At 52.5% G+C, this 25,173-nt stretch carries 18 protein-coding genes and 3 pseudogenes; all 21 read right to left on the bottom strand.

Annotated features, from left to right (window positions below; all coding sequences use genetic code 11):
* The 21 genes and pseudogenes from MUB23_RS08135 to MUB23_RS08040 all read right to left on the bottom strand — a co-directional run bounded on the left by MUB23_RS08135 (position 1) and on the right by MUB23_RS08040 (position 24,754).
* Entirely contained in the window at positions 1 to 1,275 is a 1,275-nt protein-coding gene (locus tag MUB23_RS08135; RefSeq protein WP_244799883.1) for an adenylosuccinate synthase, read from the bottom strand.
* A gap of 105 nt (positions 1,276 to 1,380) precedes the next feature.
* Positions 1,381 to 1,698, bottom strand: coding sequence for an AzlD domain-containing protein (locus tag MUB23_RS08130; RefSeq protein ID WP_244799882.1), 318 nt, complete (start codon positions 1,696 to 1,698; stop codon positions 1,381 to 1,383).
* On the bottom strand, positions 1,698 to 2,420 hold the full coding sequence (locus MUB23_RS08125) for an AzlC family ABC transporter permease (protein ID WP_244799881.1): 723 nt from the start codon (positions 2,418 to 2,420) through the stop codon (positions 1,698 to 1,700). The genes MUB23_RS08130 and MUB23_RS08125 overlap by 1 nt, the downstream gene beginning before the upstream one ends.
* Before the next feature lie 4 nt (positions 2,421 to 2,424).
* Positions 2,425 to 3,762, bottom strand: coding sequence for an MATE family efflux transporter (locus MUB23_RS08120; RefSeq protein WP_244801167.1), 1,338 nt, complete (start codon positions 3,760 to 3,762; stop codon positions 2,425 to 2,427).
* A gap of 341 nt (positions 3,763 to 4,103) precedes the next feature.
* Positions 4,104 to 4,262: pseudogene (locus MUB23_RS20000) on the bottom strand (rubredoxin-like domain-containing protein); the annotation flags it as partial.
* Positions 4,254 to 4,841: pseudogene (locus MUB23_RS19990) on the bottom strand (flavin reductase); the annotation flags it as partial. The pseudogenes MUB23_RS20000 and MUB23_RS19990, both read right to left, overlap by 9 nt.
* Before the next feature lie 210 nt (positions 4,842 to 5,051).
* Positions 5,052 to 6,953, bottom strand: a complete 1,902-nt coding sequence (thrS, locus tag MUB23_RS08110) for a threonine--tRNA ligase (RefSeq protein WP_244799880.1) — start codon at positions 6,951 to 6,953, stop codon at positions 5,052 to 5,054.
* Positions 6,954 to 7,383: 430 nt separating this feature from the next.
* The gene (locus tag MUB23_RS08105; RefSeq protein WP_244799879.1) at positions 7,384 to 9,297 is read right to left on the bottom strand and encodes an endonuclease MutS2; all 1,914 of its coding nucleotides are present in this window, start codon (positions 9,295 to 9,297) and stop codon (positions 7,384 to 7,386) included.
* A gap of 500 nt (positions 9,298 to 9,797) precedes the next feature.
* The gene (locus tag MUB23_RS08100) at positions 9,798 to 10,280 is read right to left on the bottom strand and encodes a MarR family winged helix-turn-helix transcriptional regulator (RefSeq protein WP_244799878.1); all 483 of its coding nucleotides are present in this window, start codon (positions 10,278 to 10,280) and stop codon (positions 9,798 to 9,800) included.
* Between the two features lie 3 nt (positions 10,281 to 10,283).
* The gene (locus MUB23_RS08095; protein WP_244799877.1) at positions 10,284 to 12,131 is read right to left on the bottom strand and encodes an ABC transporter ATP-binding protein; all 1,848 of its coding nucleotides are present in this window, start codon (positions 12,129 to 12,131) and stop codon (positions 10,284 to 10,286) included.
* Positions 12,131 to 13,855 (bottom strand): ABC transporter ATP-binding protein, encoded by a 1,725-nt coding sequence (locus tag MUB23_RS08090; protein ID WP_442874110.1) that lies wholly within the window; start codon positions 13,853 to 13,855, stop codon positions 12,131 to 12,133. Before MUB23_RS08090 ends, MUB23_RS08095 begins: the two co-directional genes overlap by 1 nt.
* 133 nt (positions 13,856 to 13,988) lie before the next feature.
* A complete protein-coding gene (locus MUB23_RS08085) occupies positions 13,989 to 15,941 on the bottom strand; it encodes an EAL domain-containing protein (protein ID WP_244799875.1) in 1,953 nt (650 codons plus the stop codon).
* A gap of 113 nt (positions 15,942 to 16,054) precedes the next feature.
* Positions 16,055 to 16,855 (bottom strand): MBL fold metallo-hydrolase, encoded by an 801-nt coding sequence (locus MUB23_RS08080; protein ID WP_244799874.1) that lies wholly within the window; start codon positions 16,853 to 16,855, stop codon positions 16,055 to 16,057.
* 220 nt (positions 16,856 to 17,075) lie between these two features.
* Positions 17,076 to 18,383, bottom strand: a complete 1,308-nt coding sequence (gene guaA / locus MUB23_RS08075) for a glutamine-hydrolyzing GMP synthase (RefSeq protein WP_244799873.1) — start codon at positions 18,381 to 18,383, stop codon at positions 17,076 to 17,078.
* Positions 18,384 to 18,452: 69 nt separating this feature from the next.
* Positions 18,453 to 18,923 carry a low molecular weight protein-tyrosine-phosphatase gene (locus MUB23_RS08070; protein WP_244799872.1) on the bottom strand — a complete coding sequence of 157 codons (471 nt, stop codon included), beginning with the start codon at positions 18,921 to 18,923 and terminating at the stop codon, positions 18,453 to 18,455.
* Positions 18,924 to 19,161: 238 nt separating this feature from the next.
* Positions 19,162 to 20,361 carry a site-specific integrase gene (locus MUB23_RS08065; protein ID WP_244799871.1) on the bottom strand — a complete coding sequence of 400 codons (1,200 nt, stop codon included), beginning with the start codon at positions 20,359 to 20,361 and terminating at the stop codon, positions 19,162 to 19,164.
* A 99-nt stretch (positions 20,362 to 20,460) separates the two neighbouring features.
* Entirely contained in the window at positions 20,461 to 20,655 is a 195-nt protein-coding gene (locus MUB23_RS08060; protein ID WP_244799870.1) for an excisionase, read from the bottom strand.
* Between the two features lie 336 nt (positions 20,656 to 20,991).
* Positions 20,992 to 22,300, bottom strand: a pseudogene (locus tag MUB23_RS08055) (VapE domain-containing protein).
* Entirely contained in the window at positions 22,185 to 22,916 is a 732-nt protein-coding gene (locus MUB23_RS08050) for a CHC2 zinc finger domain-containing protein (protein ID WP_244799869.1), read from the bottom strand. The pseudogene MUB23_RS08055 and the gene MUB23_RS08050 overlap by 116 nt, the downstream one beginning before the upstream one ends.
* Positions 22,917 to 22,964: 48 nt before the next feature.
* Complete coding sequence (gene mobQ, locus MUB23_RS08045; RefSeq protein ID WP_244799868.1) at positions 22,965 to 24,434, bottom strand: MobQ family relaxase; 1,470 nt, start codon at positions 24,432 to 24,434, stop codon at positions 22,965 to 22,967.
* 2 nt (positions 24,435 to 24,436) lie between these two features.
* Positions 24,437 to 24,754: a DUF3847 domain-containing protein gene (locus tag MUB23_RS08040; protein ID WP_244799867.1), complete on the bottom strand. Its 318-nt coding sequence runs from the start codon at positions 24,752 to 24,754 to the stop codon at positions 24,437 to 24,439.
* Positions 24,755 to 25,173 lie beyond the last annotated feature (419 nt).

Genomic DNA, 25,173 nt, shown 5'->3' with positions numbered 1-25,173 from the left:
TTAGCGCATAATAATATCATCCCGTCCCGGACCGTTGGATACCATACTGATCCGAACGCCGATTTCTTTTTCGATGGTCTCCACATAGTTCCGGCAGGCTTCCGGAAGATCTTCGTATTTCCGGATCCCGCGGATATCCGTTTTCCAGCCGGGAAGCTTTCTCCAGACCGGTTTCGCGCGGTCCAGCTTCTCGCTGGCCGGGAAATCCTGCACGCTCTGGCCGTCGATCTCATAGCCGACGCAGATTGGAATTTCATCCAGATATCCCAGTGCATCCACGATGGTCAAAACCGCTTCCGTGGTGCCCTGGATCCGGCAGCCATAGCGGCTCGCCACACAGTCAAACCAGCCAACCCGGCGGGGTCTTCCGGTGGTTGCGCCGTACTCTCCCTTGTCGCCGCCGCGCCGTCTCAGCTCCTCCGCCTCATCGCCGAAGATTTCGCTGACAAAAGCGCCGCCGCCCACCGCGCTGGAATACGCTTTGACAACTGTTGTGATATTCGTGATCTCATAGGGAGGAATCCCGGCTCCGATGGCGCCGTACGCCGCCAGAGTGGAGGAGGATGTCACCATCGGATAGATTCCATGGTCCGGATCCTTTAAAGATCCCAGCTGTCCTTCCAGCAGGATATTCTTCCCTTCTTTTAACGCCTGGTGCAGATACGCGGAGGTGTCGCACACATACGGAGCAATCATATCCCGGTATTCCAAAAGAGTCTGCATCAGGGCGTCCGATTCCATCGGCGGCTTGTGATACAGGTGCTCAAACAGCACGTTTTTCAGCTCACACACCTTTTCCACCCGTTCCCGCAGCGTCTTCGTGTTGAAAAGCTCGCTGACCTGGATGCCGATCTTTGCATATTTATCAGAATAAAACGGCGCAATCCCCGACTTGGTGGAGCCAAAGGATCTTCCCCCCAGACGCTCCTCCTCGTACTGGTCCAGCAGCACATGGTAGGGCATTAAGATCTGCGCCCGGTCCGAAACCAGAATCTTCGGCTCCGGAACCCCTTTTGCGGTCAGCTCGGAGATCTCATTGACAAAGTACGGGATATTCAACGCCACGCCATTTCCAATCACATTGGTGATATGTCCATAAAAAACGCCGGAGGGCAGCAGGTGAAGAGCAAATCGTCCATAATCATTGATAATCGTATGCCCGGCATTGCTTCCACCTTGGAAACGAATTACGATATCGGATTCCTTCGCCAGCATATCCGTAATTTTTCCCTTTCCTTCGTCGCCCCAGTTGGCACCTACAATCGCTCTTACCATTTATAATCCTCCAATCTTACGATTTCCCTACACAGTTTGCATGAAACTGCAAAAAACGCCATCCATACTATATCCGAATTTGTGGGGAAAATCAAGCAATTTTTGTCAAAAACCCAAGATTTGCACAAGAAAAACCGCTGCCGAGGCTCCCAGCGCCACGGTCAGCAGACCTCTTCCAAAATAAGCCAAAAGTACGGCCGCCGCTGTCCCGACCACTGCAGAGGCCGCGGATGCGGTTGAGCCAAAAATTTCCGGGAAGGTCATCGCCGCCAATACCGCATAGGGAACATACGCTAAAAAGGATTTGACATACACATTATCGATCCGTTTCCGGAAGATTGCCATCGGAAGCATCCGGATCAGATAGGTAACCCCAGCCATCACACCGACGCTTGCAATCACCCGAAGCATCTCGCCTTCCATCACGCTTCCTCCTTCTTCTCGTCTTGAATCGGGAACAAAAACGCCGCAATTCCGCTGACCACGATTGTGATCACAATGATCCCCCATCCCCCGGACAGGACTTCAAAAAACGGCACATAGTGGAACAAAACGCTGAAAAACACAGCCAAAAGCACCGTAAACAGCACGGGTTTGCTCTTTTTGGCCGGCGGCACGATCACCGCGATGAACATCCCATAGAGCGCAATGCCAAGAGCGCTGGAAAGCGTGTCCGGAAGCAGCGACGTTGCAACGCCTCCCAGGAAAGTGCCGCTGGTCCAGCCGATGACCGGCGTCAGGATCAGCCCCGCCATATACCAGGCAGAGAGCTCCCGCGGCCGCTGCATGGAGACGGCAAAGATCTCATCCGTCACCCCATAGGAGACGGCCAGACGCTGCCGAAAGGTCATTTTTTCTTCCACTTTCTGCGACATGGACAAAGACATCAAAAGGTAGCGCAGGTTGATGATCAGGGTCGTCAGGCCGATTTCTAAATACGAGCCCCCGGATAAAATCAAATTGGTTCCGGCAAACTGCCCGGCGCTGGTCAAATTGGACAGCGAGATTACCGTCACGATCCAGACCGGAAGCCCGGCCAGAACTGCTTTCATTCCATAGGCAAAGGATACCGATAGATACCCCAGGCAGATCGGCAGGCCGTCCCGGAGTCCCTGCCGAAATTCTCGATTAAGCCTTCGTTTCATCTTGTCACTCTCCCAATGCTGCTTTTGCCGGCAGCACTTTTTTTCTCACATAGAAATAGCAGAGCATGTGTACCAATGTTGTCGCGATCCAGGATACCGGGTACGACAGATACAAAATCTCCAGCGTCGGATATGCCGCAAAGATCGTATAAATCCACAGGATCCGCAGGCCGCAGGCTCCGATTGTGGATACAATCATGGGCATTACGGAAAATCCCATGCCTCGGATCGACCCGACCATCGTGTCCATCAGTCCGCAGATAAAATAAACGCGGATCAGAGCATGGAGCCGGAGGACGCCGTAAGAGATTACCTCCGGATCAGGCGAATAGATTCCCACCAGAAAATTTCCGCCTAAAAGAACCAGATTTCCGGCCACAAAACCCAATACTGTCACCGAGGCCAGGCAGATGAGAAGCGACCGGCCCATCCGGTCATACTTTTTTGCGCCCATATTCTGGCTGGTAAAACTTAGGGCCGCATGGTGATAAGAATTCATTGCCGTGTAGACAAAGCTTTCAATATTGGAAGCCGCGGTATTCCCCGCCATCACCACAGAGCCAAAGGAATTGATCGAGGACTGAATCAGCACGTTCGAGATGGCAAACAAAGCTCCCTGGACGCCTGCCGGAAGCCCGGTGCGCAGGATTCCCAGAAATTTTGTCTTATGGATCCTAAGCTCCTTCAGATGAAGCTGATAACTGCTGTCCGTGTGAATCAGGCTGTGCAAAATCAAACCGGCGGAGATGCACTGCGCCAGAACCGTCGCCAGCGCCACGCCGTCCACATCCATCTTGCAGACGATTACAAAAAACAGATTCAATACCACGTTGACCACACCGGCGGTCATCAGGAAATACAGGGGCCGCTTGGTGTCGCCGACCGCCCGGAGCACCGCGCTGCCGAAATTGTAAAGCATGATGACCGGCATTCCGGCAAAATAAATCCGCATATAAAGTGTGGCCATGTCCAGCACATCATCGGGCGTTCCCATCAGGGAAAGCAGGGGCTTTGACAGGAAGAAGCCGAAAAACACCAGGAACACGCCGCATATCAGGCTCAAAGTAATCGCCGTGTGCACGGTTTCGCTGATATCCCGGTCTGATTTCGCCCCGTAATACCGCGCGACCTGCACGCAGGCCCCCACCGAGAGACCAATAAAAATGTTGATCAGCAGATTGATCAGAGAACTGGTGGAACCCACCGCCGCCAGCGCCTGTTTGCCTGCATACTGTCCCACCACCACGATATCCGCCGCGTTAAATAAAAGCTGGAGCACGCCGGACAGCATCAAAGGCAGGGTAAACCGCAGAATCTTCCCAAACAGTGGTCCGCTGCACATGTCAATTTCATAACTTTTCTTTGCCAAAACAATCTCTCCCCCTTGCTTTTACGAAAAACCCAGCGAAGCTGAGCCGCCAGGCGACAGCGAATTACAGTGTTTTATCCGGGTCCGGCATCAGTATCGCCGGATTGTTCGGTCTTCCGAAGGAAAAACGATGCCACTCAGAGTCGTTTGGACAGTAAAAACAGGCGGATTCCCTTGAGAAACCACCTGTTCCTTATTCTAACCTATTTCTCTCGTTTCCGCCAGTCCTTTTTCGATATTTCCCGGCCGGATTTGCGATATTTGTCGGATGGGCAAAGATTTTGCAGCCTCAACGTCCGGATTCCCGAAATCTACTGCTTCTCAAAGTGCTCCGGGCCTACCCCGCATACCGGGCATTGGTAGCCTTCCGGCAGCTCGTCCCCTTCGTACACATAGCCGCAGACCTGGCAGACCCATTTGGCCGGGTTCTTCTCCGGGACTGCCCCTTCTTTTTCAAAGTGCTCCGGGCCCACTCCGCATACCGGGCACTGGTAGCCTTCCGGCAGCTCATCCCCTTCGTACACATAGCCGCAGACCTGGCAGACCCAGCGGCTCTTGGTCTTTTTTTCCGGTTCCTCCGCCACATAGGTCGGGGCATTCTTCGGGCTCTTTCCCTTCACCACATTGTGGTAGTAGGAATACGTCATCGCCGGCGAATCACAGGGCAGATTCTCGGCCGCCTCGACCTGGCCCAAAAATACGGTATGGGTTTCCGTTTCCATCCGGTCGATAACCCGGCACACCACATAGCCGCAGCCTTCTTTCAGCACCGGAACCCCCTCCACGATCTCATACTCTTTTCCGGCGAACTTATCCATATCTTTGCCGGAATGAAACCCGAATGTTCCGATCACGGCCGGGTCCGTATTTTCCGCCAGGATCGAGAAGGCAAATTTGCCGCTCCCGGCAATGCAAGAATTCGTATAGTTGTCGTGATTCATGCTGACAGCCACCGTCGCCGGTGAGGATGTAATCTGCATAATGCTGTTGGCCACGCAGCCGGCGGGCCGCTCCCCATCCATGGCCGTCACCACATAGACGCCGTAGGACATATGAAAAAATGTTTTGCTGTTCATACAATCTCCCTCATCATTGATATAGATTTCGCCGTTATCCAAAATCGCGGCGGATTTCGGACGTTGGATTTGTCCCTAGTGTTTCCGGTTTTTCCAAATCTATCCTCTTTTTCCTGCGTCCCGCCAAGTTTCCGGAGCCGGCGGCGAACCGGCCCGGCTGGCTGGAACGTATTCCTCGCGGTTTCTTTACTCCCTGTTCCTCGTCTCTTTCTGCACCTTGGCAATGAAGGCGTCCAGGGACATGGTCACATTTTCGCCGGAATCGCGGTAGCGGATCGCAACGGTGCCTTCCTCAGCCTCCTTTGCGCCGGTAATCACCATATAAGGCACCTTTTCCATCTGTGCCTCGCGGATTTTATAACCGATCTTTTCCGGGCGGTCGTCATATTCGCAGCGGATGCCATGCCCTCGCATCGTCTGGTAGACCGACTTCGCGTACTCGCTGCATTTTTCTGAGATCGGCAGCACCTTGGCCTGTACCGGAGACAGCCATACCGGGAATTTTCCGGCATAGTGCTCGATCAGAATCCCGATAAACCGTTCGATCGAACCGAAGACCACCCGGTGAATCATGATCGGGCGGTGCTTCTCCCCGTCGGCCCCGGTATATTCCACCTCAAACCGCAGCGGCAGCTGGAAATCCAGCTGGATCGTGCCGCACTGCCAGGTTCTCCCGATGGAATCTTCCAGATGGAAGTCAATCTTCGGACCGTAGAACGCGCCGTCCCCTTCGTTGACCGCATAGTCCAGATTCAGCTCATCCAAGGCTTTCCGCAGTCCGTCGGTGGCCATCTCCCAGTCCTCATCGCTTCCCATGCTGTTCTCCGGGCGGGTGGAAAGCTCCACATGATACTTAAACCCAAACAGGCTGTAGACTTCATCGATCAGCCGGACAATTCCCTTGATCTCATCCGTGATCTGCTCCTGGGTCATAAAAATATGAGCGTCATCCTGCGTGAAGCAGCGCACCCGCATCAGTCCGTGGAGCGCGCCGGATTTCTCGTGGCGGTGCACCAGGCCCAGTTCCCCCATCCGGAGCGGCAGATCCCGGTAGGAGTGAGGCTGAGACTTATATACCAGCACCCCGCCGGGGCAGTTCATCGGCTTGATGGCAAAGTCAGTCTCATCAATCACCGTCGTGTACATATTCTCCTTATAATGATCCCAGTGGCCGGAGGTCTCCCAGAGCGTCCGGTTCAACATGATGGGCGTTGAAATCTCCACATAGTTCTCCCGCGTGTGAATTTCTCGCCAGTAATCGATCAGCGTATTTTTTAAAACCATGCCCTTCGGCAGAAAGAACGGAAATCCCGGCCCTTCCTCCATCAGAGTAAAGAGCCCCAGTTCTTTCCCCAATTTTCGGTGATCCCTCTTTTTCGCTTCTTCCATCCGGGTCAGATAAGCTTCCAGATCCGCAGCCTTGGTGAACGCGGTGCCGTAAATCCGGGTCAGCATCTTATTCTTTTCATTTCCGCGCCAGTACGCCCCGGCGATGGAAGTCAGTTTAAAGGCCTTGACCATCTTTGTGGTCATCAGATGCGGTCCCGCGCACAGATCTACATACTCGCCCTGGCGGTAAAAGCTCAGCTCCGAATCCTCCGGAAGATCTTCGATCAGTTCCACCTTATAAGGTTCATCCTTCTCTTTCATCAGAGCAATCGCTTCAGCCCTGGGCAGGGTAAAGCGCTCCAGCTTTAAATTCTCTTTGACAATCTTTTTCATCTCCGCTTCCAGGGCTTCCAGATCCTCCGGGGTAAAAGGCTCCGGCCGGTCGAAATCGTAGTAAAAGCCGTCTGCGATGGACGGGCCGATGGCAAGCTTGGTCTCCGGATACAGGCGTTTCACCGCCTGCGCCAGAATATGAGCCGCCGTATGGCGGAATGCGCTGCGGCCCTCCTCATCGTCAAAGGTTAATAGCGTCAGCTCACAGTCTTCTGCAATCACTGTGCGAAGATCCACCACCTCGCCGTTTTGCAGACCGGCGCAGACATTGCGCGCCAGCCCTTCGCTGATCGCCCCGGCAATCGAGATCACGGTCATCGGGCAGTCAAATTCCCGGATTTCTCCGTTCTTTAGCGTAACTTTCATTTTGTTTTCCTCCTGTTCTATCTATATTGCTCCAATCTGTTTTATCACGATTTCCGCTACTCCGGCCGAAAAAGGGCAGAGTAGCGAAAAAACTCTTCACGCAAAAACACCCTCGGACAGCTCTCGCCATCCAAGGGTGCTCCTCTCGCAGCACGGTCCCACCTTGATTTTTCACTTTGGTTCTGACAAACCGGATCCTTTAACGCAGGCATACGGCGGCAGTTCGTCCTGCCGCAGCTCGGGAGTGGTTTTCGCCATTTCATTGCAAGGAGGCTTTCAGCAAACGTCTCCTCTCTCTGTCCAATGGAGGAATGGGTACTCGTTCCGTCATCGCTGTTTTGGGGAATGAAGTTGTATCCATCATATGCCGGAATGTTTGGGTTGTCAAGACTTTTTCCAACTTTCTATTTCGGATAAGCGCCCCCTGTTCTTATGGCTGCTCCCACTCTTCCTTCTCGTGGGTTATCATCAGATCCGGCCGGTGATGTTTGCTCATCTGTTTGCGGGCCTTTCGATCTTCCACCGTGTCAAAAATGATGGAAAAATCATAGTCCGGCGGATACAGCTCGCTGGCCGGCACCTTTAACTGCAGCCTGGTGTGGCGTATTTTTCGTTTCCGGCCCTTTACCTGGACGATCACATCGCCGTTTTTATCGGCCGGCCGGTATACGATCCCCAGTTCTTCCTCCGGCAGGACCGCTACGCTGTCGCCCATCTGAAACTTATTCCCAGGATCGTGGACTTCTTTTTTCGGCGCAATGCGGATCAGACGGCTTTCCGGTACAGGCATGGGTTCTGGAACTTTGGCTTTTGTCCTCGATTCTCCGTAAACTTCCCGGTAGGCGCGGTCCAGAAGCTGCGGGGCCATCCCCAGGCGCTCCGCAATCTGGAGGGCGCAGCTTTCCCCGGTCTTTCCGAGCTCCAGGCGGTAGAGGGGGCGCAGGGTTTCCTGGTCAAAAGCCATCCGGGCGCTTAAAATCCCTTCGGTCTCACAGGCATAGGTCTTTACCTGGGCATAATGGGTCGTCACCAGGAACTGGCATCCCCGCCTTCGGAGCTCTTCCAGAACCGCCACAGCGATCCCCATTCCTTCCGCGGGGTCTGTCCCGCTTCCCAGTTCGTCCAAGAGCACAAGGCTGTCGCGGCTGGCCGATTCCAGGATCCGGACCACATTGGTGATATGGCCGGAAAAAGTGGAGAGGTTCTGGGCGATGTTCTGGCTGTCCCCGATGTCACACCAGTATCCATCCTGCATCGCGATATAGGTGCCTTCCCCGCAGGGAATATGCAGTCCGCACTGGGCCATCATAGACAGGAGCCCAACCGTCTTCACCGCAACGGTTTTCCCTCCGGTATTAGGGCCGGTGATGACCACGCCGAAGGTTCCCTCCTCCATATAAAAATCCAGCGGAACGCAGCTTTCCGGCTTCAGCAGCGGATGGCGCCCCTGGCAAATGGCAAGGCGGCGTTCACCGCCGATCTCCACGGCCCGCGCTTTCATGGCCGCGCTCAGCTTGGCTTTGGCAAATAAAAAGTCCAGCTCTTGCATGATTTCCATATTCCGCCGGATCACCTGCGCAGCCTCCGCCACCATACCGGTCAGGAGGTACAGGATCCTTCGCACTTCCCCGTCTTCCTCCACGGCCAGACGGTCCATCTCCGCTTGAAGCTTTGAGACGGCGGCCGGTTCCATAAATACGGTGGAGCCTCTGCCCGACACCTCAACCACGGAACCGGAAAACTGATGCTGAAAGCGGCGCTGAACTGGCAATACATAGCGGCCGCCCCGCTTTGAAATATAGCCGTCCGCCAAAATCTGTTTTTGACTGCGGAGCACTTGGGCCAGCTTCTCCTTTACCTGTTCCTCCAGATGTTCCCTCTGACGGCGGATCTCCCGGAGATACGGGCTTGCCTCATCATAAACCCGGTCCTCTCCGGTGCAGCGGACAATCTCCTCCTGCAAGGCTGTCAGGTCCCCCAGCCCGCGGCCGTAAGCGGCAACCGCCTGGTTCATCGATTCCCCGCGGGCCAGATAAGCGGCCATCCGTCTGCAGGAAGAGGCAAAACACGCGGTCTCCGTCAGCTGCTCCGGCAACAGCATCCCTCCAGCTTCGCTTTGAATCAGCAATTCTTCCATCCCTTTCATCAAGGGCAGCGGCGGCGTGCCGCAGGCGTCCAAAATCCGGCGGGCCTGGGTGGTCTCCGTCATGGCCCGTATGCAGGTATCCTCCTTGGGATAGGGCGCTAAATCCTGAAAACGTTCTTTGACTTGTTCCGATACCGATACTTCCTGTAATTGCTCTATGATTTTGTCAAATTCTAATGCTCTCCAATGGGTATTCATTTAATTTTCTCTCTTTCTTGATCCATCCGGACGGTTTCCACAGCAAACCAGCCCAGCCGGCGGCCGGGCGGCCCAGGTCTCTCCCTTTGCTCCTCCGTAGAAGAAGCAAAAAAATCCGGAAGACCTCTAAAATTTTATATTGCTCGATCCCTGCTGATTTTATCAGCTTACATAACCTTTTTGAAAGTGGAAACACAGATCAGACAGAACAAGGTGTGTGCGCGGAGGAACCAAAAAAAGACATAGCACAAGACCATGTCCAACAAGACAGAATGAGCATGTCTGCCGGTCACAGCTCCATATGAAACCCTTCTTGCACAGCAAATCAAGCGATCCTATGACCGCCGTTCCTCTTCCTTATCGCTATGCAGTCTGTGTTCCCTATCGAACCGACTCCAAACAGACACCTCCCCAAGATATATTTTAGACTGTTATACAGAATATCACGGACCGGGGCCTTTTGTCAAGTTCCGGCCCCGGTTCTTTTACTCGTTATTTTTTTACAGAGCAAAATCTTTCCCGTCGGTACCGCTTCCGCTGTCCGCCTCTATTGCGGGAGCGCTCTCCAAATTTTTTAACATCCGTCTCAGTCCCGCCAAGATCTCTTTCGCCTCGTTTTCCCGGAAGCCAGCCAAAAGCCGTTCATCCACGATCCGAAAACCGTCTATGACCTGCTGTGCTTTTTCCCGGCCGGCGGGCGTTAAAGAAATCAGGTGGGAACGGCGGCACTCCGGGTTTCTCTCCCGTTCCAGGTACCCGGCTTCCGCCAGTCGGTCCAGGGTTCTGGACATCGTAGTCACATCCAGCCGGCAGGCATCCGCCAATTCCCGCTGGCTCATGGGGCCGTGCTCCGCCAGCCATCTCAAAATCCGGGGCTGCCCCTCCCCCAATGTCAATCCAATCTCCAAAAAATACGGTCGCAGCAGACGGCGTCTCGCCGAATCCAGCTCCCAAAGAATTTCTCTTACTTCGCTTTTCTGCATGGTCTACTCCATTTCAAACTGGCCGGTATAAAGCTGATAATATCTGCCTTTCTTAGACACCAGCTCCTCGTGATTTCCCTGCTCAATGACGACGCCCTTTTCCAGCACCAGGATCTTCTCCGAATTCCGTACTGTGGACAGCCGGTGCGCAATCACAAACACCGTACACCCCTCCATAATAGCATCCATTCCTTTTTCAATCAAGCGTTCCGTCCGGGTATCGATGGAGCTGGTCGCTTCATCCAAAATCAGCACCGGCGGCCGGGAAACCGCGGCCCTGGCAATGGCCAAAAGCTGCCGCTGCCCCTGGGACAGGTTGCTGCCGTCGCCGTAGAGCATGGTATCATAGCCCTGGGGAAGACGGCGGATAAAAGAATCCGCATTGGCGATCTTTGCCGCACGGCGGATCTCCTCTTCGGTGGCATCCAGCTTTCCGTAGCGGATATTTTCCGCGATGGTTCCCGTAAACAGGTGGGTGTCCTGGATTACCATTGACAGAGAAAGGCGCAGGTCCCGTTTCCGGATGTCCCGGATGTCAATGCCGTCATAGGTAATCCGCCCCCCGGAAATCTCGTAGAAGCGGTTGATCAGGTTGATGATCGTCGTCTTTCCCGCGCCGGTGGAGCCGACAAAAGCCAATTTCTGCCCAGGCTCCGCTTCCAAACTGATTCGATTGAGCACCGGCTTTTCCGGCACATAGCCGAAGACGACGTCCTCAAACTGCACCTGCCCTTGCAGAGGGACGAGGGTTCCGTCCGGCTTCTTCCAGGCAAACTGCCCGGTATACTCCGGACACTCCTGGATGCTTCCATCCTCCCTTTTCCGGACCCGGCTGATCGTAACGTCCCCCTCGTCAACTTCCGGCTCTTCTTCCATCATCTCAAAAATCCGCTCTGCGCCGGAGAGGGCTGCCAAAATGAAATTAACCTGCTGGGTAAACTGGTTTAACGGCTGGGCGCTCTGTCTAACATAGACCAAATAGGAAGCCAGGCTGCCCAGGTCAAAGAGGCCGGCCAGGGTAAAGAGACCGCCGACGCAGGCAGAGACTGCATAGTTGACATAAGAGAGGCAGACAATCGTCGGGATCATCATACCGGAATAGGACAAGGCGCCGGTGGATGCCTTCCGCAGATTTTCATTGCGGCGGCAGAATTCCTCCAGATCGGCCTTTTCGTGGTTAAACACCTTCTCCACCTTTTGGCCCGCCACCATCTCCTCCACAAACCCATTGATTCTGGCAAGCTCCGCCTGCTGTCTCTGGAAATAGCGGCGGCTGCGCTTTCCATTGAATTTAATGGAAGCGAACATGACCATGAGAAAAACGATGACGATCAGAGACAGCCGGACGCTCAGCACCAACAGCATGGTAATGGTTCCGGACAGCATCAAAAAACTTTGAATCAGCAAAGTAAAGCTGTTGTTCAGCGCTTCTTGAACCGTATCCACATCGTTGGTAAACCGGCTCATCAAGTCGCCATGGGTATGGGCGTCAAAATAAGGAAGCGGCAATTTCTGTACGTGGGCGAAAAGATCCTCCCGGATTTTTTTAATTACCTTCTGGGCGGTCTTTACCATCAGTTGGTTATAGCCAAAGGTGGCCGCAGCGCCGCACAGATACATCACTCCCATTCCAAAGAGCGCGGCAATCAGGCCCCCTATATCCCCCGGAAGAATATACTGGTTGATCACCGGCTTCAAAAGGTAGGTTCCCAGCAGGTTGGCCGACGTACTGATCAAAACCAGCAGGGCCACCAATGCCAGCATCCATTTGTAATAGCCAAAATAATGAAGCAGGCTTTTTAACGTCTTTTTCGTGTTTTTCGGTCTCTTATATCCCACATATCTCGGCATTACAGCTCCGCTCCTTCCTTTTGAGACTCGTAGATCTCCTGATAGATCCCATTGGATGCAAGGAGTTCCTCATGGGTGCCCATGCCGCAGAGCCTGCCGTCCTCTAAGATCAGGATCTGGTCTGCGTGGCGTACCGAGGAGATCCGCTGCGCGATGATAATCTTAGTCATGTTCGGAAGCTTTTCCGCCAGCTGGCTCCGGATTTTGGCCTCGGTGGCCGTATCCACAGCACTGGTGGAGTCATCCAAAATCAGGACTTTGGGATTTTTTAAAAGTGCGCGGGCAATACAGAGCCGCTGTTTCTGGCCGCCGGACACATTGACGCCGCCCTGTCCCATCTCCGTGTCAAAACCGCTCTCCAGCCGGTCGATGAATTCATCGGCGCAGGCAATCCGGCAGGCTTCCTCCAGCTCCGCATCCGTGGCGTCCGCCTTTCCCCAGCGCAGGTTTTCCCGGAGCGTGCCGGAAAACAGCGTATTCTTTTGCAGCACCATCGCAATGGCGTCCCGGAGATGCTCCACGGGATACTGCCGGACCGGACGGCCGTCCACGCGGATACAGCCCTCCGTGGCTTCATAGAGACGGGGGATCAGCTGTACCAGCGTTGACTTTGCGGATCCGGTCTGCCCGACGATGCCGATGGTCTGTCCGCTTTCGATATGAAAACTGATATCGGATAAAACATACTCCGGCGCCTCTTTTTTATATTTAAAATAGACGTGGTCGAATTCAATTTCCCCCCGCTCTACCGCGATCTCTTCTGAGTCCGCATCGGTAATTTCCGGAACTTCGACCAAAACCTCGGTGATCCGTTTGGCCGATGCCAGGGAACGGGTCAGCATCATGAAAACCGCAGACATCATCATCAAAGAATTTAATATCTGCATGACATAGCTCAAAAAGCCGGTCAGCTCTCCGACTTTCATGGTCCCCACATGTACCATGTTTCCGCCAAACCTGAGGATACTGAGGATCGTGCCATACATGACGAACTGCATAGCCGGCATATTCATGGCCGTCAGGCGGAACGCTCGTTCCGACGTATTTTTCAGGTCTGCATTCACCTTATCAAATTTTTCAATCTCATAATCTCCCCGGACATAGGATTTTACCACCCGGACCGCGGTTAAATTTTCCTGGACGATCCGGTTTACCGCGTCAATCGCCACCTGCATTTTTGTGTAGAGCGGGCGCACATGTAAAATAATCTGGAACAAGAGAAAGCCCAGCACCGGCAAGGCGACAAAAAACACCAGCGCCAGATTTTTATTGATAGAAAAAGCCATTCCCGTGGCCACCAGCAGCATGACCGGCGACCGGCACACCGGACGGATTCCGGAGGAAACCGTATTTTGAATGTTGGTCACATCGCTGGTCAGACGCGTCACCAGGGAGGAGACGCGGAAGTGGTCAATATTAGAGAAAGAAAAAGACTGGAGCTTTTCGTATTCCGCCTTCCTCAGCTCCGCCCCAAGGCCCTGTCCGCAGACAGCGGCAAACCGCGCGCTCCCGATTCCCAAGATCAGGGCGAGCAGAGCACAAAACACCATCTGCAATCCCTTTCGAAAAATATAGGCTTTATCACCGCCCGCCACACCGATGTCCACGATATCCGCCATCAAAAGCGGGATGATCAATTCAAATACGGACTCGGAAACCACACAGAATACGGTGAGAAAGCCATACTTTTTATAGCTGTGAAAATAAGAGAAGATTCGTTTCAGCATCAGACGTTCCCTTTCTCTGCCTTGATTTGTTTCATTGCATATACAACTATTGTATGCGCAATAATCCAGATTGTCAATAGTGCGGAAACGGTGTGAAATGAATTTTAGCGGCCGTGAATGGGAGCCGATTTTATCCCTCCTCTTTTTTTATAATGCTGCCGGCCTCCGGTTCCAGAAAAGGACATAGTATCTCCTCCGGCATGGGCCTGGCGTAAAAATATCCCTGAATCCGGTCGGCTCCCGCCTCCCATAAATATTCTGCCTGACTCTCCTCCTCCGCCCCTTCGGCGATGACTTCCAAGCCCAGCCCATGGAGAAGCTGCACTAAATTTTGAAGAAGCTGCTCCCCTTTTTCCGATCCCGCGCTTTCCTCCAACAGGCTTTTATCCAGCTTGACGCAGGAAAACGGTGCGCGAAGCAGCAGGTTCAGATTGGAATACCCGGTCCCGAAATCATCCAGGTAAAACCGAAACTTTTTTTCTCCCATCCGCGCGGCCGTATCCCACGCCATACCGCCCTGTTTTCCTTCTATGCGTTCCGTAATTTCAAAGCAAATCCGTTCGGGCGTAATTTCGTACCGCTCCAGCAAGACCAAAACCCGCTCCGCGAAATGGGGAATCTCCATCTGAGCCGCGGACAGATTGACGGAAATCGACTCCAAGGGAAGCTCCGGATTCTTCTGCAAAAAAGAGCAGACCTGCTCTAAAACCTGCCAAAAGACATCATTCTCCAGCCCGGTTTCCTCGGCCAGCTTCATAAACTCCGCGGGAGAGAGAAAAGTTCCCGCCTCATCCTGCAAACGGATCAAAGCCTCGGCCGACACAAATTTCCCGCTGTCCCGGCGGTAAACCGGCTGATACCAGACCTGAAACCGTTTTTCCCGCAGCGCCTTTTTCAGCCACAGCGTATATTTCTTCCGGCGATGGAGGAGCTGTGCCGTTTCCAGGTTCAATGATATCCGGTCTTTTCCGCTCCTCCTTGCCAGAAACAGCATCTCATCCAGATCCGAGGCGATCTGTTCCGCGGTCTGATTTCCGCCCTCGTATAAAAAATCGCAGACCGTAACAGAAAGCAGCTCCGACGGCGCTTCCCCCAGATACCATTTTTTTCGGAACCGCTCCTCCACCGCTCCCAATTTTTCTTCGGACTCGCGCCAATCTCCGGACATCAACAGGGCAAAGGAAGCGCCCACGTAGCGGAATACCTCCGATTCTCCGCCCTTTAAAGTTTTCGCCATCCAATTCCCCATCTGATACAAAAACTCGTCGGCAGATCCCTGACCGTACCGCTCATAGACTTGATTGAAATTTTCGAGGGCAACGACCGCGGCGCAAAAATCTCTCTTTTCCGAGATCCGGTTCTGCATTTCAAAGAAGAAACCGCTGCGATTGCGAAGTCCGGTCACAGGGTCCAGCTCAAGCCTCTGACTTTGCACGCGGAGAAACAAAATCAAATTGGCAAACGCCAGCCCGAATCCGTCCAAAGAACTCAGAGGATTCAGCGCTTTTCCTACGATCAGGCCCAGCAACGCCAAAAGAAAAGCAAAAATGATACCGCGCTGCCTTCTGCCGTCCCAGGAAGAACAACACAGAGAGATCAGGTACACCAGCAGGCATTGGGCCAGCAAATAGATGATCACGATATTTTGCAGAGGACCCGGCACCCCGTTTGCATCCACGTTAAAAATGATTCCGGACCGAAAATTTAGCAGCAAAAGGAGAACAAAAAAGAGGAACAAGACTTTTATCAGACGCCGTGAACCGGCCCGGCAGTTCCGATTCTCCGCGTGTCTTAAAACGTGATTTGAAAGGTCCAGGGCAATCGCCGTGACTGCCAGAAAAGCAAAGAGATAATACAGACTGGGAAGCGCCTGATTCCAGGGTGAAGAAAATCTCAGCCCTGCCTCCGGCAGAGCAATGAGAAGGATCCTCCCTAGAATAGCCATAGCGGAAAGAAAAAGGCACGCCCAGTACATCTTAACCGGATGCGTAAGCGTGCGGATGCTCCCCCAATAAAAGAATATTATAATTACCAAGAGGGTCAGCGCGACCCATTCCATCGTCAATGTCCCTTGCGCCATCATGCTTCTTTCCCTTCCACAGCCGGATCGAATAGGCTGCGGCTTCTTTTTCTACCAGCATGCCCGGTTTTTCAGGAAATTAACACGGTTGGGACAAAATCGTTTCCGGCGGGAATTTAAAGGACGAGGCGTTCCAAATCATCGGGGATGTATAAGCGGCCGTGAAAATATTGGGACCCTTCCGCATGGTATAGCTTCTTGCGTTCCTTTATATGATGGTCCTCCGTATGATAGAGCAAGAGATTTTTTACGCCAAGCCGCTCCGCCGTCTGGCATGCTTCCCGGACCGTCGAATGCTGCTTCTCATATGGCCGGAATAAATCTGCCTCTCGATACAGACAAAATGCTTCGTGCATCAGCCATTTACTGCCCTGGACATACTTGCGTTCACACTCCTTGTAAGGCTCGTCTCCGCAGCAGGTCAGCTTTTCATCGTTTTCCAAGTACATACAAAACCCGTATTGTTTTGCTTTGGTCGATTGGATGTCAAAAAAAGTGGTTCTGCGCCCCAGAATCTCAACCTCATCGCCGTCCGAGACAGGGATCAGATGGACCCTTTCCCCCAATAAGCGGGTTTCCTTTTTTTGCAGCAGCATGTTTGAAATCTCATATATCATCTCAGTCAGCTCTGCATGCGCATAGATCAGAACCTCCCCCTCGTATTCGCCTTGGTTCATCGATTGGCAGATCGTGCGGATCATCCAGATGATTCCCGTCAGGTGATCGATATGTTTGTGCGTGACAAAAATATGCTTGATGTCTTTCCCGTTGATTCCTGCATGCTTCAACTGCCTTAAAATCGTGCTTCCCCCTCCGCCGTCCACTAAAAAATAATGGTTGCTTTCTTCCAGAGCAAAACATGTATTGTAGCATTCCGTTACCATGGCATGTCCGGTTCCCAACATTGTGATCTGCAACTTTTGGCCTCCTCCTATAATAAGTTTTTGCGGTGGTTAGCTATTCTGTTCCGTCCAGGCATTTCAAAACGAATCAGCCCTGCTGATTCAAAATACCAGCAGGGCCGTATTGATTATTGCTGTGAAAACTTTTTCCCATTGCTATTTCCAGGTTCGGAATTGCAGCTGGAATCATCCCCGGTGGGGAACCGGCCGGCTCCCGGCAGATTTCCTTATTGCTTCATTCCCACTCGATCGTAGCGCAGGGCTTCGGCGACAGGTCATAGCAGACACGGTTCACGTTCTTCACTTCACTGAGAATCCTCTTCGTAATCGTCTGGAGGATTGGCCACGGCACTTCCTCAATGCTGGCTGTCATGGCATCGATGGTGTTGACCGCCCGCAGGATGACCGGGTACTCAAAGGATCTGGCATTGTCCTTCACACCCACGGATTTAAAATCCGGTACAATGGTGAAATACTGCCATACCTTTTTGTCCAGTCCGGCTTTGGCAAACTCCTCACGGAGAATCGCGTCGGACTCCCGAACCGCCTCCAGCCGCTCTCTCGTAATCGCTCCCAGGCAGCGCACGCCTAAACCCGGTCCGGGGAAAGGCTGGCGGTATACCATCTCGTAGGGCAGGCCCAGCTCCACGCCGCAAGCCCGCACTTCATCCTTGAACAGCTGGCGCAAAGGCTCCACCAGCTGGAAATCCAGATCTTCGGGCAGTCCACCGACGTTGTGGTGGGATTTTACGGTCTTTGCCGTCTTGGTGCCGCTCTCTACGATATCCGGATAAATCGTCCCCTGAGCCAGGAAATCGATGCCGTCCAGCTTTCTGGCTTCTTCCTCAAACACACGGATAAACTCCGCGCCGATAATCTTCCGCTTCTGCTCCGGATCGGCCACTCCTTCGAGTTTTCCTAAAAACCGCTCCACAGCGTCCACATAAACGAGATTCGCGTCCAACTGATTCCGGAAGACATTGACAACGCTCTCCGACTCACCTTTCCGCATCAGACCATGATTGACATGGACGCAGGTCAGCTGTTTGCCGATGGCTTTGACCAAGAGGGCGGCCACCACGGAGCTGTCCACGCCGCCGGACAGAGCCAGCAGAACCTTTTTATCCCCAACCTGCTGCCGGACCAACTCCACCTGATCGGCAACAAAATTTTTCATGTTCCAATTTGCCTCAGCTTTGCATACATCGAAGACAAAAGGCCTCAGAGCCTCCTTACACGCCTCCTCCGATTCGGGCCATGCGGCAATCTGTCGCTCACACTTGGCCAGCTCATGGGCAGCGGCCATAACCGGGATTCCCATTTCATAAATTTCCGGCCAAACGTCGATCCGAACGCCGTCTACTATATGGTTGGGGCCGCCGTTGATCACGATTCCCTTTACATTGGGCAGGGCCGCCAATTCTTTCGCTGTGATATCATGGGGATAAATTTCACTGTACACGCCCAATGCCCGGATCGCCCGTGCAAGGACTGTATTTTCCGTACTTCCCAAGTCCAAGATCACAATCATGTCTTGTTTCATCGTATCCTCCTGTATGTCCTTTTGTTAATTTTTTACTCTCTTTCATAGTATCGGTTTTCCCGTTTCCTGTCAATGTTCCGTCAAAAAACTTTTTTCCATTTTCCTCAAAAGCGCTTCGCATCCCTCCCGGATATCCTCATAGGTCGCGTCAAAATTCCCGGTATACCAAGGATCCGCAATGTCCCTGGGATTCCCGGTGAAATCCAGCAAGAGCTTCACCTTTCCCTCCGGATCTCCGCCCAAAATTCGCAGCATATTGCGAAGATTCTGAGCGTCCATGCCGATCAGATAATCGTATTTCTGATAATCCTGGCGTGTCATCTGGCGGGCGCGGTGTTCCCGGACCGGGACACCCTGCTCTGCCAGCTTCCGGAGGGTTCCGGGGTGTACGGGATTTCCGATCTCCTCCCGGCTGGTGGCGGCGGAATCGATTTCAAACTCGGATTCGCAACCGGCCTTTTTTACTAGATTGAGGAATACGAACTCTGCCATGGGGGAGCGGCAGATGTTGCCGTGGCAGATAAAAAGTATTTTTATCATCTTGAATATATCCTTTCATAAGCCTACAAACCTTGATATTTCAAGCTTTTTGGCACTTTTCTTCAATTTTGCTTTTTGCCCCAAACCTACGCTTTTCTATGTAATTCTACGCAAATTCACGGGCAAATGGTGTAGTAAATGGTGTAGTAACTCTGTTCAATTTCAGCCTGATTTTCTCTGCTTAGCTTGCGTACCGCTTCCCTTACACGCAGGCTTTGCCTGCGTTGTCCGGCAGTCGTCAAACACACTTGCAAGCAAGGTGTTTTCCTCGTTGTTCGCTCAAGTCGATGATTTTTGTCATCTGCTCCGCTGCCCGGTCATAGCTTGCATGGGTATAAACATTCAGCGTCACTCCCACATCAGAATGTCCCATGACATACTGCAAGGTTTTAATATCCATGCCTTTGTTTGCCATATTCGTGCAGAACGTATGCCGGAACACATGGGGCGTGATGTTTGGCAATGGCTTATCCGGGTACAGCTTTCTGTACTTTTTCATAGCCCACCGCATTTCATTCTCGATATGCAAGGCTACTTTCGGGTGACAGTCTTTATCAATCAGAATAAAGCCGCTATATCCGTCCACGATGATCTCCGTTTTCATTTTCCGGCGATTGGCAAGAATATTTTTCAGACTTTGATAGACTTCCTCTGTCATGGGGATAAAACGGCAGCCACATTCCGTCTTGGTTTTCTCAACGTAATATTTTCCGCCCCGTTCCCGGACAAGCTGGTGGTCTACCCGGATTTTCCGATTTTCAAAATCCAAATCGCTTTTAGTCAAGCCGCAAAACTCGCTGACACGCATACCCGTTCCCAACAATACGACAAATTCGTCATAATACTTGGCATAGGTCTTATCCTCCCGGATATAGCTCATCCAGATTTTCTGCTGTTCCTCTGTCATGGCAATCCGTTTCTGCGAATCGTTGGGTACAACGTCTACCAATTTGAAGTCAAAGGGATTTCTGTGGATAATGTCCTCATTGTATGCCATTTGAAAGGCTGGCTTGACAACGCCCCGGACACTGGTAATTGTGCTATATCCCTTGCCGTCATTGTGCAGCTTCATAATCCATTGCTGTGCGTCTGATACCTTAATATCCCTTATCTGCCGATAGCCGAAATCTTCTTTCTTAATCAGATTCAGCACAAAATTGTAACCGACTTTCGTGTTGTAGCGCACGCCCTGTTTCAAACTGATATACCGCTCCAAAAGGGCAATCACGGTAATTGCTCCGGCGGCATAGTCAATCCCCTCATCAAGCTGCTTCTGAATTGCTTTTTCCTTTTCCCGCAGTTCTTTCAAATCAGAGGAATAAACGGTCTGCCGCTTTCCGCGAATATCTGTGTACCGATATTGATAAATCAGGTCTTTTCTCTGGCTCTCTCCTGTCCGCAGGATTCTTCCTTTATGGTCTTTGCGTTTCTCGGACATTGTCAAACTCCTTTCCGTGATGGAAAGAGCCTTGATATGACACATTCATTGTATCATATCAAAGCCGCATTTTACATCACTTATTTGCAAAAGATAGTGTTAGATGGAATACGCCTGTTCGATATACTGGTCAAACAGGCGTCGCTTTATCAATCGCTTATTTCCTACCCACAAAACAAACCGACAATTTTCATCGTTAGTTATGTCCCGCAGTTTATTTACTCCAATCCCGGAATAGGCTGCCGCTTCTTCCAGACTAAGATTACTCTTTTCCCAAATAGGGATTTCTTTCATAGGCATTTACCTCCATAAACTGACGTTGTCGCGGCAGTCGCCAAATGGATATGCAAGCATATCCGCTTGGCTCGTTGCCCACGCAAATGAAATATGCCCGACAAGGAAATGTCAGGCTGGTGTGATGCGGAATATCCCAATGTCAACCAAACCGTGTCAACCGGCATAAAAGACTTTGAAAACAATCCGCAGGCTCTCTATTTTTCTATTTTAACTTTTCTTTGATTTCTTGGTTGACATGGTTGACAAAGGAGAGAAATGCCCCAAATATCAGGCTTTTTCCTGTCAACCGGCAGTCAACCGAAGCGTCAACCAAACTGTCAACCGGGAGCTTTTTCAAAAGGGAAGCTCCATCTGCCGGGCTTCTTCCTCCGTGATCTCCCGAAAACCATCCTCGTCCGCTGGGGGCTGGTTGACACGCTCCCAACCTTTTTGGGAACCGTACTTCTTATACCGCTTGGGGCTTTTGTAAGCCGTCCAGCCCCGTATGCTGCCGTTTGCAATGCCGGTGTTCATGATCTCGCAGATCGCCCGTGTTTCCCATTCTGCCGGGGGATTGCAGTTCCCTAACGCTTCCTCATAAAGCTGCTTGGAGCATACCCGCTCGCCGGTGTTGTCCTCCAAATAGGCGTAGATCATACCGGCCTGCGTGTCCTCCTGCATAAAATCCTGCTGGTGAGCTTTCAGGTAAGCGTTCATCTCCGCACTGAAAGACAGCTTGTATCTGCCGCCGCGATAGATCGTCATGGCTTCCGCCCACATCTGGTCGATATACGCTCTTGAAGTTGCTTCATCGTCCAGTATGTGAACCTCCGCCCGTTCCGGGTACACGGTCACGGGGCAGAAAGTCCTGCCGGTTGGTGGTTCCTCCAAACACGCATTGACGGAGCCGGTCTGCCGGGTGGGTTTCATACGGCACTTTGTAGGTTTCTTTCTGGCGGCTTAGAAACGACTTGATTTCCTCAATGCTTCTGGCGTTGGCGGTGGCAATCATCTCCGACATTTCCATGATCCAATGCCCTTGCAACTTCCGATATACGTTTTCATCGTCCAGCTTCTTCAAATCATCGGAAAACCAATCGTCCTTGACTGCCAGCAGTCGGAAAAAGGTGGATTTCCCGGCTCCCTGACCACCTACCAGACAGAGCATGACCTCAAACTTGCTCCCCGGCTGAAATACCCGCCGGATTGCTCCCATCATAAACAGCTTCAGGGCTTCAAAGGTATAATCGTCTGTATCGGCTCCCAGAAAGTGGAGCAGGGCATAACGGATGCGCTCTGTTCCATCCCATTGCAGGCCGTTCAGATAATCCCTGACAGGATGGTAGCGGTTCTCGTTGGCTACGATCTGGATAGCGTTTTCCACTTTCTTCTCACTGGTAAGCCCGTAGTGTTCTTCCAGATACAGAAGCAGATATTTCATATCCATATCGGTCAGCGCGGAACCGGTTCGCTCCCATCCCAACGGTTTCACAATATCTACCCGCTCGGAGAGAATATTATAGCTGATGGCCCCACGCAGCAGCGGGTCACGCTGGAACACCGTCAGACAGTTTTTGATGCTGTTCTTCACGCCGCCTTTCTGCGTTCCCTCCAGCATTTCTTTGATTTCCTCCGTAGTCTGCGCCGATTCCATTAAATCCATTGTCCGCCTGACCGCTTCCTGCGCCGCCGGCGGCAAGCTCTGAAATTCGTCGTTCAATCTCAATCACCCTCTTTCCCTGTTCGGCGAGCAGCGCCGCTTTTTCTTCCAATTCTCCAAACAGCAAAATATCCAGCAGATATTCTACATAATCAATTCTCTGCAATGCTTCCACAAAAAGAGGATGCCAGACGGCATCCTGCGGCTGTGGGGCGTATTCGGTTTTCCAGCGTTCCAACAGGTGCAGATAATCGCACAATACCCGGAAACAATGCTGTTCAGCTTCCCTAAATCTTTGATCGGCTGTCTTTTGGCGGGGCGGTGGTCTGCGCCGCTTCCTGTCGGTGAGTTTTATATCGTCATAGGGAATTGAAAAATCCTCCGCAAGTCTGACGGCGGCTTCCCGCTTTCCCAAACCATGCAGCGAAGCGGCAAAGTCGATCACATCCCCGGAAGCGCCGCAGCCGAAGCAGTAATAGCGGCTGTCCACTTTCATGCTCGGCGTCCGGTCATTGTGGAACGGACAGCAGGCCATACCGTTTCTGCCCACCCGTATTCCATAGAAAGAAGCAGCCTGCCGGGTGGTGACGGACTGCTTCACCGCTTCAAATACATTCAAATGCTTCCTCCCATAAAAATGCCGGTAGCCTGAAAACTGCCGGTTGTGTCAAAGTTCCATATCGTGTTTCTTTCTCGACGGCTCCTGTGTCTGCCGCTGCTCCAATGCCCGGTCAATACAATGCTGTACCCGGCGCATTTTCAGCAAATCCTCCCGGAGAAGCTTATACTGCGGGGACAGCTCGGCGTACTCCGCTTGCAGCCGGTTATATTCCAGCTTCCATGCGGGTAACGTCACCAGCTTGCCGTCCAGCTTCTCTTTCAAAATGCGGCGGGCGGTGTAGAACAGCCGCAGGTCTGCATCGTGGGCTGTTTCAAATTTCTCCCGCTGCTTTTTCCACTTGATGCCGTTCAGCTCGTCATATATCGGCTTCAACCGTTTGTAGTTCTCGCCCTGCCGTATCAGCTCCTGCAATTCTTTCATCCGGGCTGATTTAGACTTCATAGCGCCGCTCAATGCGTCAAACTCTGTGCTGACGGACGAAAGACGGGCTTCCAATGCTTCCAGTGACAGCAGTTTATTTTCCATCAGGTAATTGACCGCTTCCGAAAACTCTTTCAGGTTCTTCCCCTTAGCTCTCTGGCTCCATGCCCCGGCGTTCCTGTCCTCATAATAGAAGATCAGCAGGTCGGCAAGGCTCGGCGTCTTAGGCTTGGAAAGTTCCTCTTTGACCTCCGCAATCCAGCCGAACAGGGATTTGATTTTCCTCTTTACATCCAGCATGAGCCGGTTAGTTGCTTTGATCCAGCGGTTCAGCTCGCCTTTGTCAGTGCGGATGCCCTTTGCTTCCATCTGCCGAACCGTCGGCCCCTCATGGACGGTGGGGATCAGGTCAAGCCCTTGCCGCACATAGGAGCGGTGGTCGATGCGGACGTCCAGCCCCTTTTCCGCAAACTTCTCATTCACCATCCGGCACCATGTTTCCCGCCATTCTTCCAATGTTTCCGGGCTGCCCCAGTCGGTGGTAGGTACGGCGTTGAATATTGGTTTTCCGGCTTCATCCAGTACCCTGTTGCCCGCATTGTCAAGGACATATTCCCGGCGCTGCTTCTGTCCCCATGTACCGTCTGGATTGAGGGGGCGCATGATCGTCATGACATGGAAATGTGGGTTGGGGATGCCGCCGTCCTCCTTGTCTGGGGCGTGAATGGCAAGATCGGCAATCATGCCTCGATCTACCAAACAGCGCCGTACAAACTCCCTCGCCAGCCCGATATTTTCCTCCATTGACAGCTCATTCTGCAAAGCAACATCAAAGCTATATGCAAGCTGCGCTTTTGGGTGCTTCTCCACCTGTTCCACCGTATTCCACAAGGTTGCCCGATCTTGGTACTCCGGCGGGGCATGGGGCGGCAAAATAATCTCGGAACAGATCACGCCGCCCTTGTGGGTGTAGTCGCTGTACTCGCCGTAGTAATCACTGTAAAGCCGTTCCCCGGCTCGGTAGGCTGCGGCGGCAATGGCGCTCTGTCCGGCGCTGCGTTTGATCTGATTGACCGTCAAATGATACAGCGCCATTGTCAGTCACCGTCCTTTGGGCTGACTGGCGGCTGATTGTACTTCTCAACGGTCAACCGCACCATGTTCTGAACTGGCTGCCATTGGGATATGCGTTCCATCAGGGAATAAAATTCCTGCTCGGTCAGTATCTTCACTTCCGGCATGACGCTCTCTATCGCCGCCCCACGGGTAATGAGCCGGTGGCTGCGCTGCTTGCGGGAGCCGCTTTCAAAGTAAGATTTTCGGTTTTCCAGACGGCGCAGCTTACGACGTTCCTGTTCCAGCTTGGCGGTGTTTTCCTCGTATTCCTTTTGTAATTCTTCCAGTGATTTATTCATGTGACAATCCCTCCTTTGCTATGGGATAAGAAAAGACCGTATGGATAACGGTCAAGTGTCGGTATTCATCTATCAGCCTTTGCGGATGTGACAGGCCGGTAACGGGTTGTCGCAGACACAAAGGACACAGGGGATAGCCGCTTAAGCGGCGCAAGGGGGTGTAGCCCCCTTGTACGGAGCAAAGCGACGCAGGCTCCCGGACAGCGGATTCTATCGGCGGTCAGGGGGCGGCTCCGCAGGACGCACGATACATGGTCTATGGACTATGTATAGAAGTGCGCCCTATCCGAGTTCTGGGATAGGGCGCATTATCCCAGATATTCAATTATCCGAGGAAATTCTTAAAAAGCACCATCCGTAAAGGCTTTCAAGAAGATTTCCTCGGATAATATTTTACCTACATGGTACAGTTAAAGCCA

It is taken from the genome of Cuneatibacter sp. NSJ-177 (assembly GCF_022867805.1).
GTDB lineage: Bacteria > Bacillota > Clostridia > Lachnospirales > Lachnospiraceae > Pseudolachnospira.
This window is presented reverse-complemented; position numbering and strand designations above follow the sequence as displayed.

What these genes read in the sequence shown, in the direction of transcription:
- MUB23_RS08135 (WP_244799883.1), bottom strand. Translation starts at nt 1,275, where the DNA reads ATGGTAAGAGCGATTGTAGGTGCCAACTGGGGCGACGAAGGAAAGGGA.
- MUB23_RS08070 (WP_244799872.1), bottom strand. Translation starts at nt 18,923, where the DNA reads ATGATAAAAATACTTTTTATCTGCCACGGCAACATCTGCCGCTCCCCC.
- MUB23_RS08095 (WP_244799877.1), bottom strand. Translation starts at nt 12,131, where the DNA reads ATGCCGAGATATGTGGGATATAAGAGACCGAAAAACACGAAAAAGACG.
- MUB23_RS08105 (WP_244799879.1), bottom strand. Translation starts at nt 9,297, where the DNA reads ATGAATACCCATTGGAGAGCATTAGAATTTGACAAAATCATAGAGCAA.
- MUB23_RS08125 (WP_244799881.1), bottom strand. Translation starts at nt 2,420, where the DNA reads ATGAAACGAAGGCTTAATCGAGAATTTCGGCAGGGACTCCGGGACGGC.
- MUB23_RS08130 (WP_244799882.1), bottom strand. Translation starts at nt 1,698, where the DNA reads ATGGAAGGCGAGATGCTTCGGGTGATTGCAAGCGTCGGTGTGATGGCT.
- guaA (WP_244799873.1), bottom strand. Translation starts at nt 18,383, where the DNA reads ATGAAACAAGACATGATTGTGATCTTGGACTTGGGAAGTACGGAAAAT.
- MUB23_RS08065 (WP_244799871.1), bottom strand. Translation starts at nt 20,361, where the DNA reads ATGTCCGAGAAACGCAAAGACCATAAAGGAAGAATCCTGCGGACAGGA.
- MUB23_RS08085 (WP_244799875.1), bottom strand. Translation starts at nt 15,941, where the DNA reads ATGATGGCGCAAGGGACATTGACGATGGAATGGGTCGCGCTGACCCTC.
- MUB23_RS08120 (WP_244801167.1), bottom strand. Translation starts at nt 3,762, where the DNA reads ATGTGCAGCGGACCACTGTTTGGGAAGATTCTGCGGTTTACCCTGCCT.
- MUB23_RS08040 (WP_244799867.1), bottom strand. Translation starts at nt 24,754, where the DNA reads ATGAATAAATCACTGGAAGAATTACAAAAGGAATACGAGGAAAACACC.
- MUB23_RS08100 (WP_244799878.1), bottom strand. Translation starts at nt 10,280, where the DNA reads ATGCAGAAAAGCGAAGTAAGAGAAATTCTTTGGGAGCTGGATTCGGCG.
- mobQ (WP_244799868.1), bottom strand. Translation starts at nt 24,434, where the DNA reads ATGGCGCTGTATCATTTGACGGTCAATCAGATCAAACGCAGCGCCGGA.
- thrS (WP_244799880.1), bottom strand. Translation starts at nt 6,953, where the DNA reads ATGAAAGTTACGCTAAAGAACGGAGAAATCCGGGAATTTGACTGCCCG.
- MUB23_RS08060 (WP_244799870.1), bottom strand. Translation starts at nt 20,655, where the DNA reads ATGAAAGAAATCCCTATTTGGGAAAAGAGTAATCTTAGTCTGGAAGAA.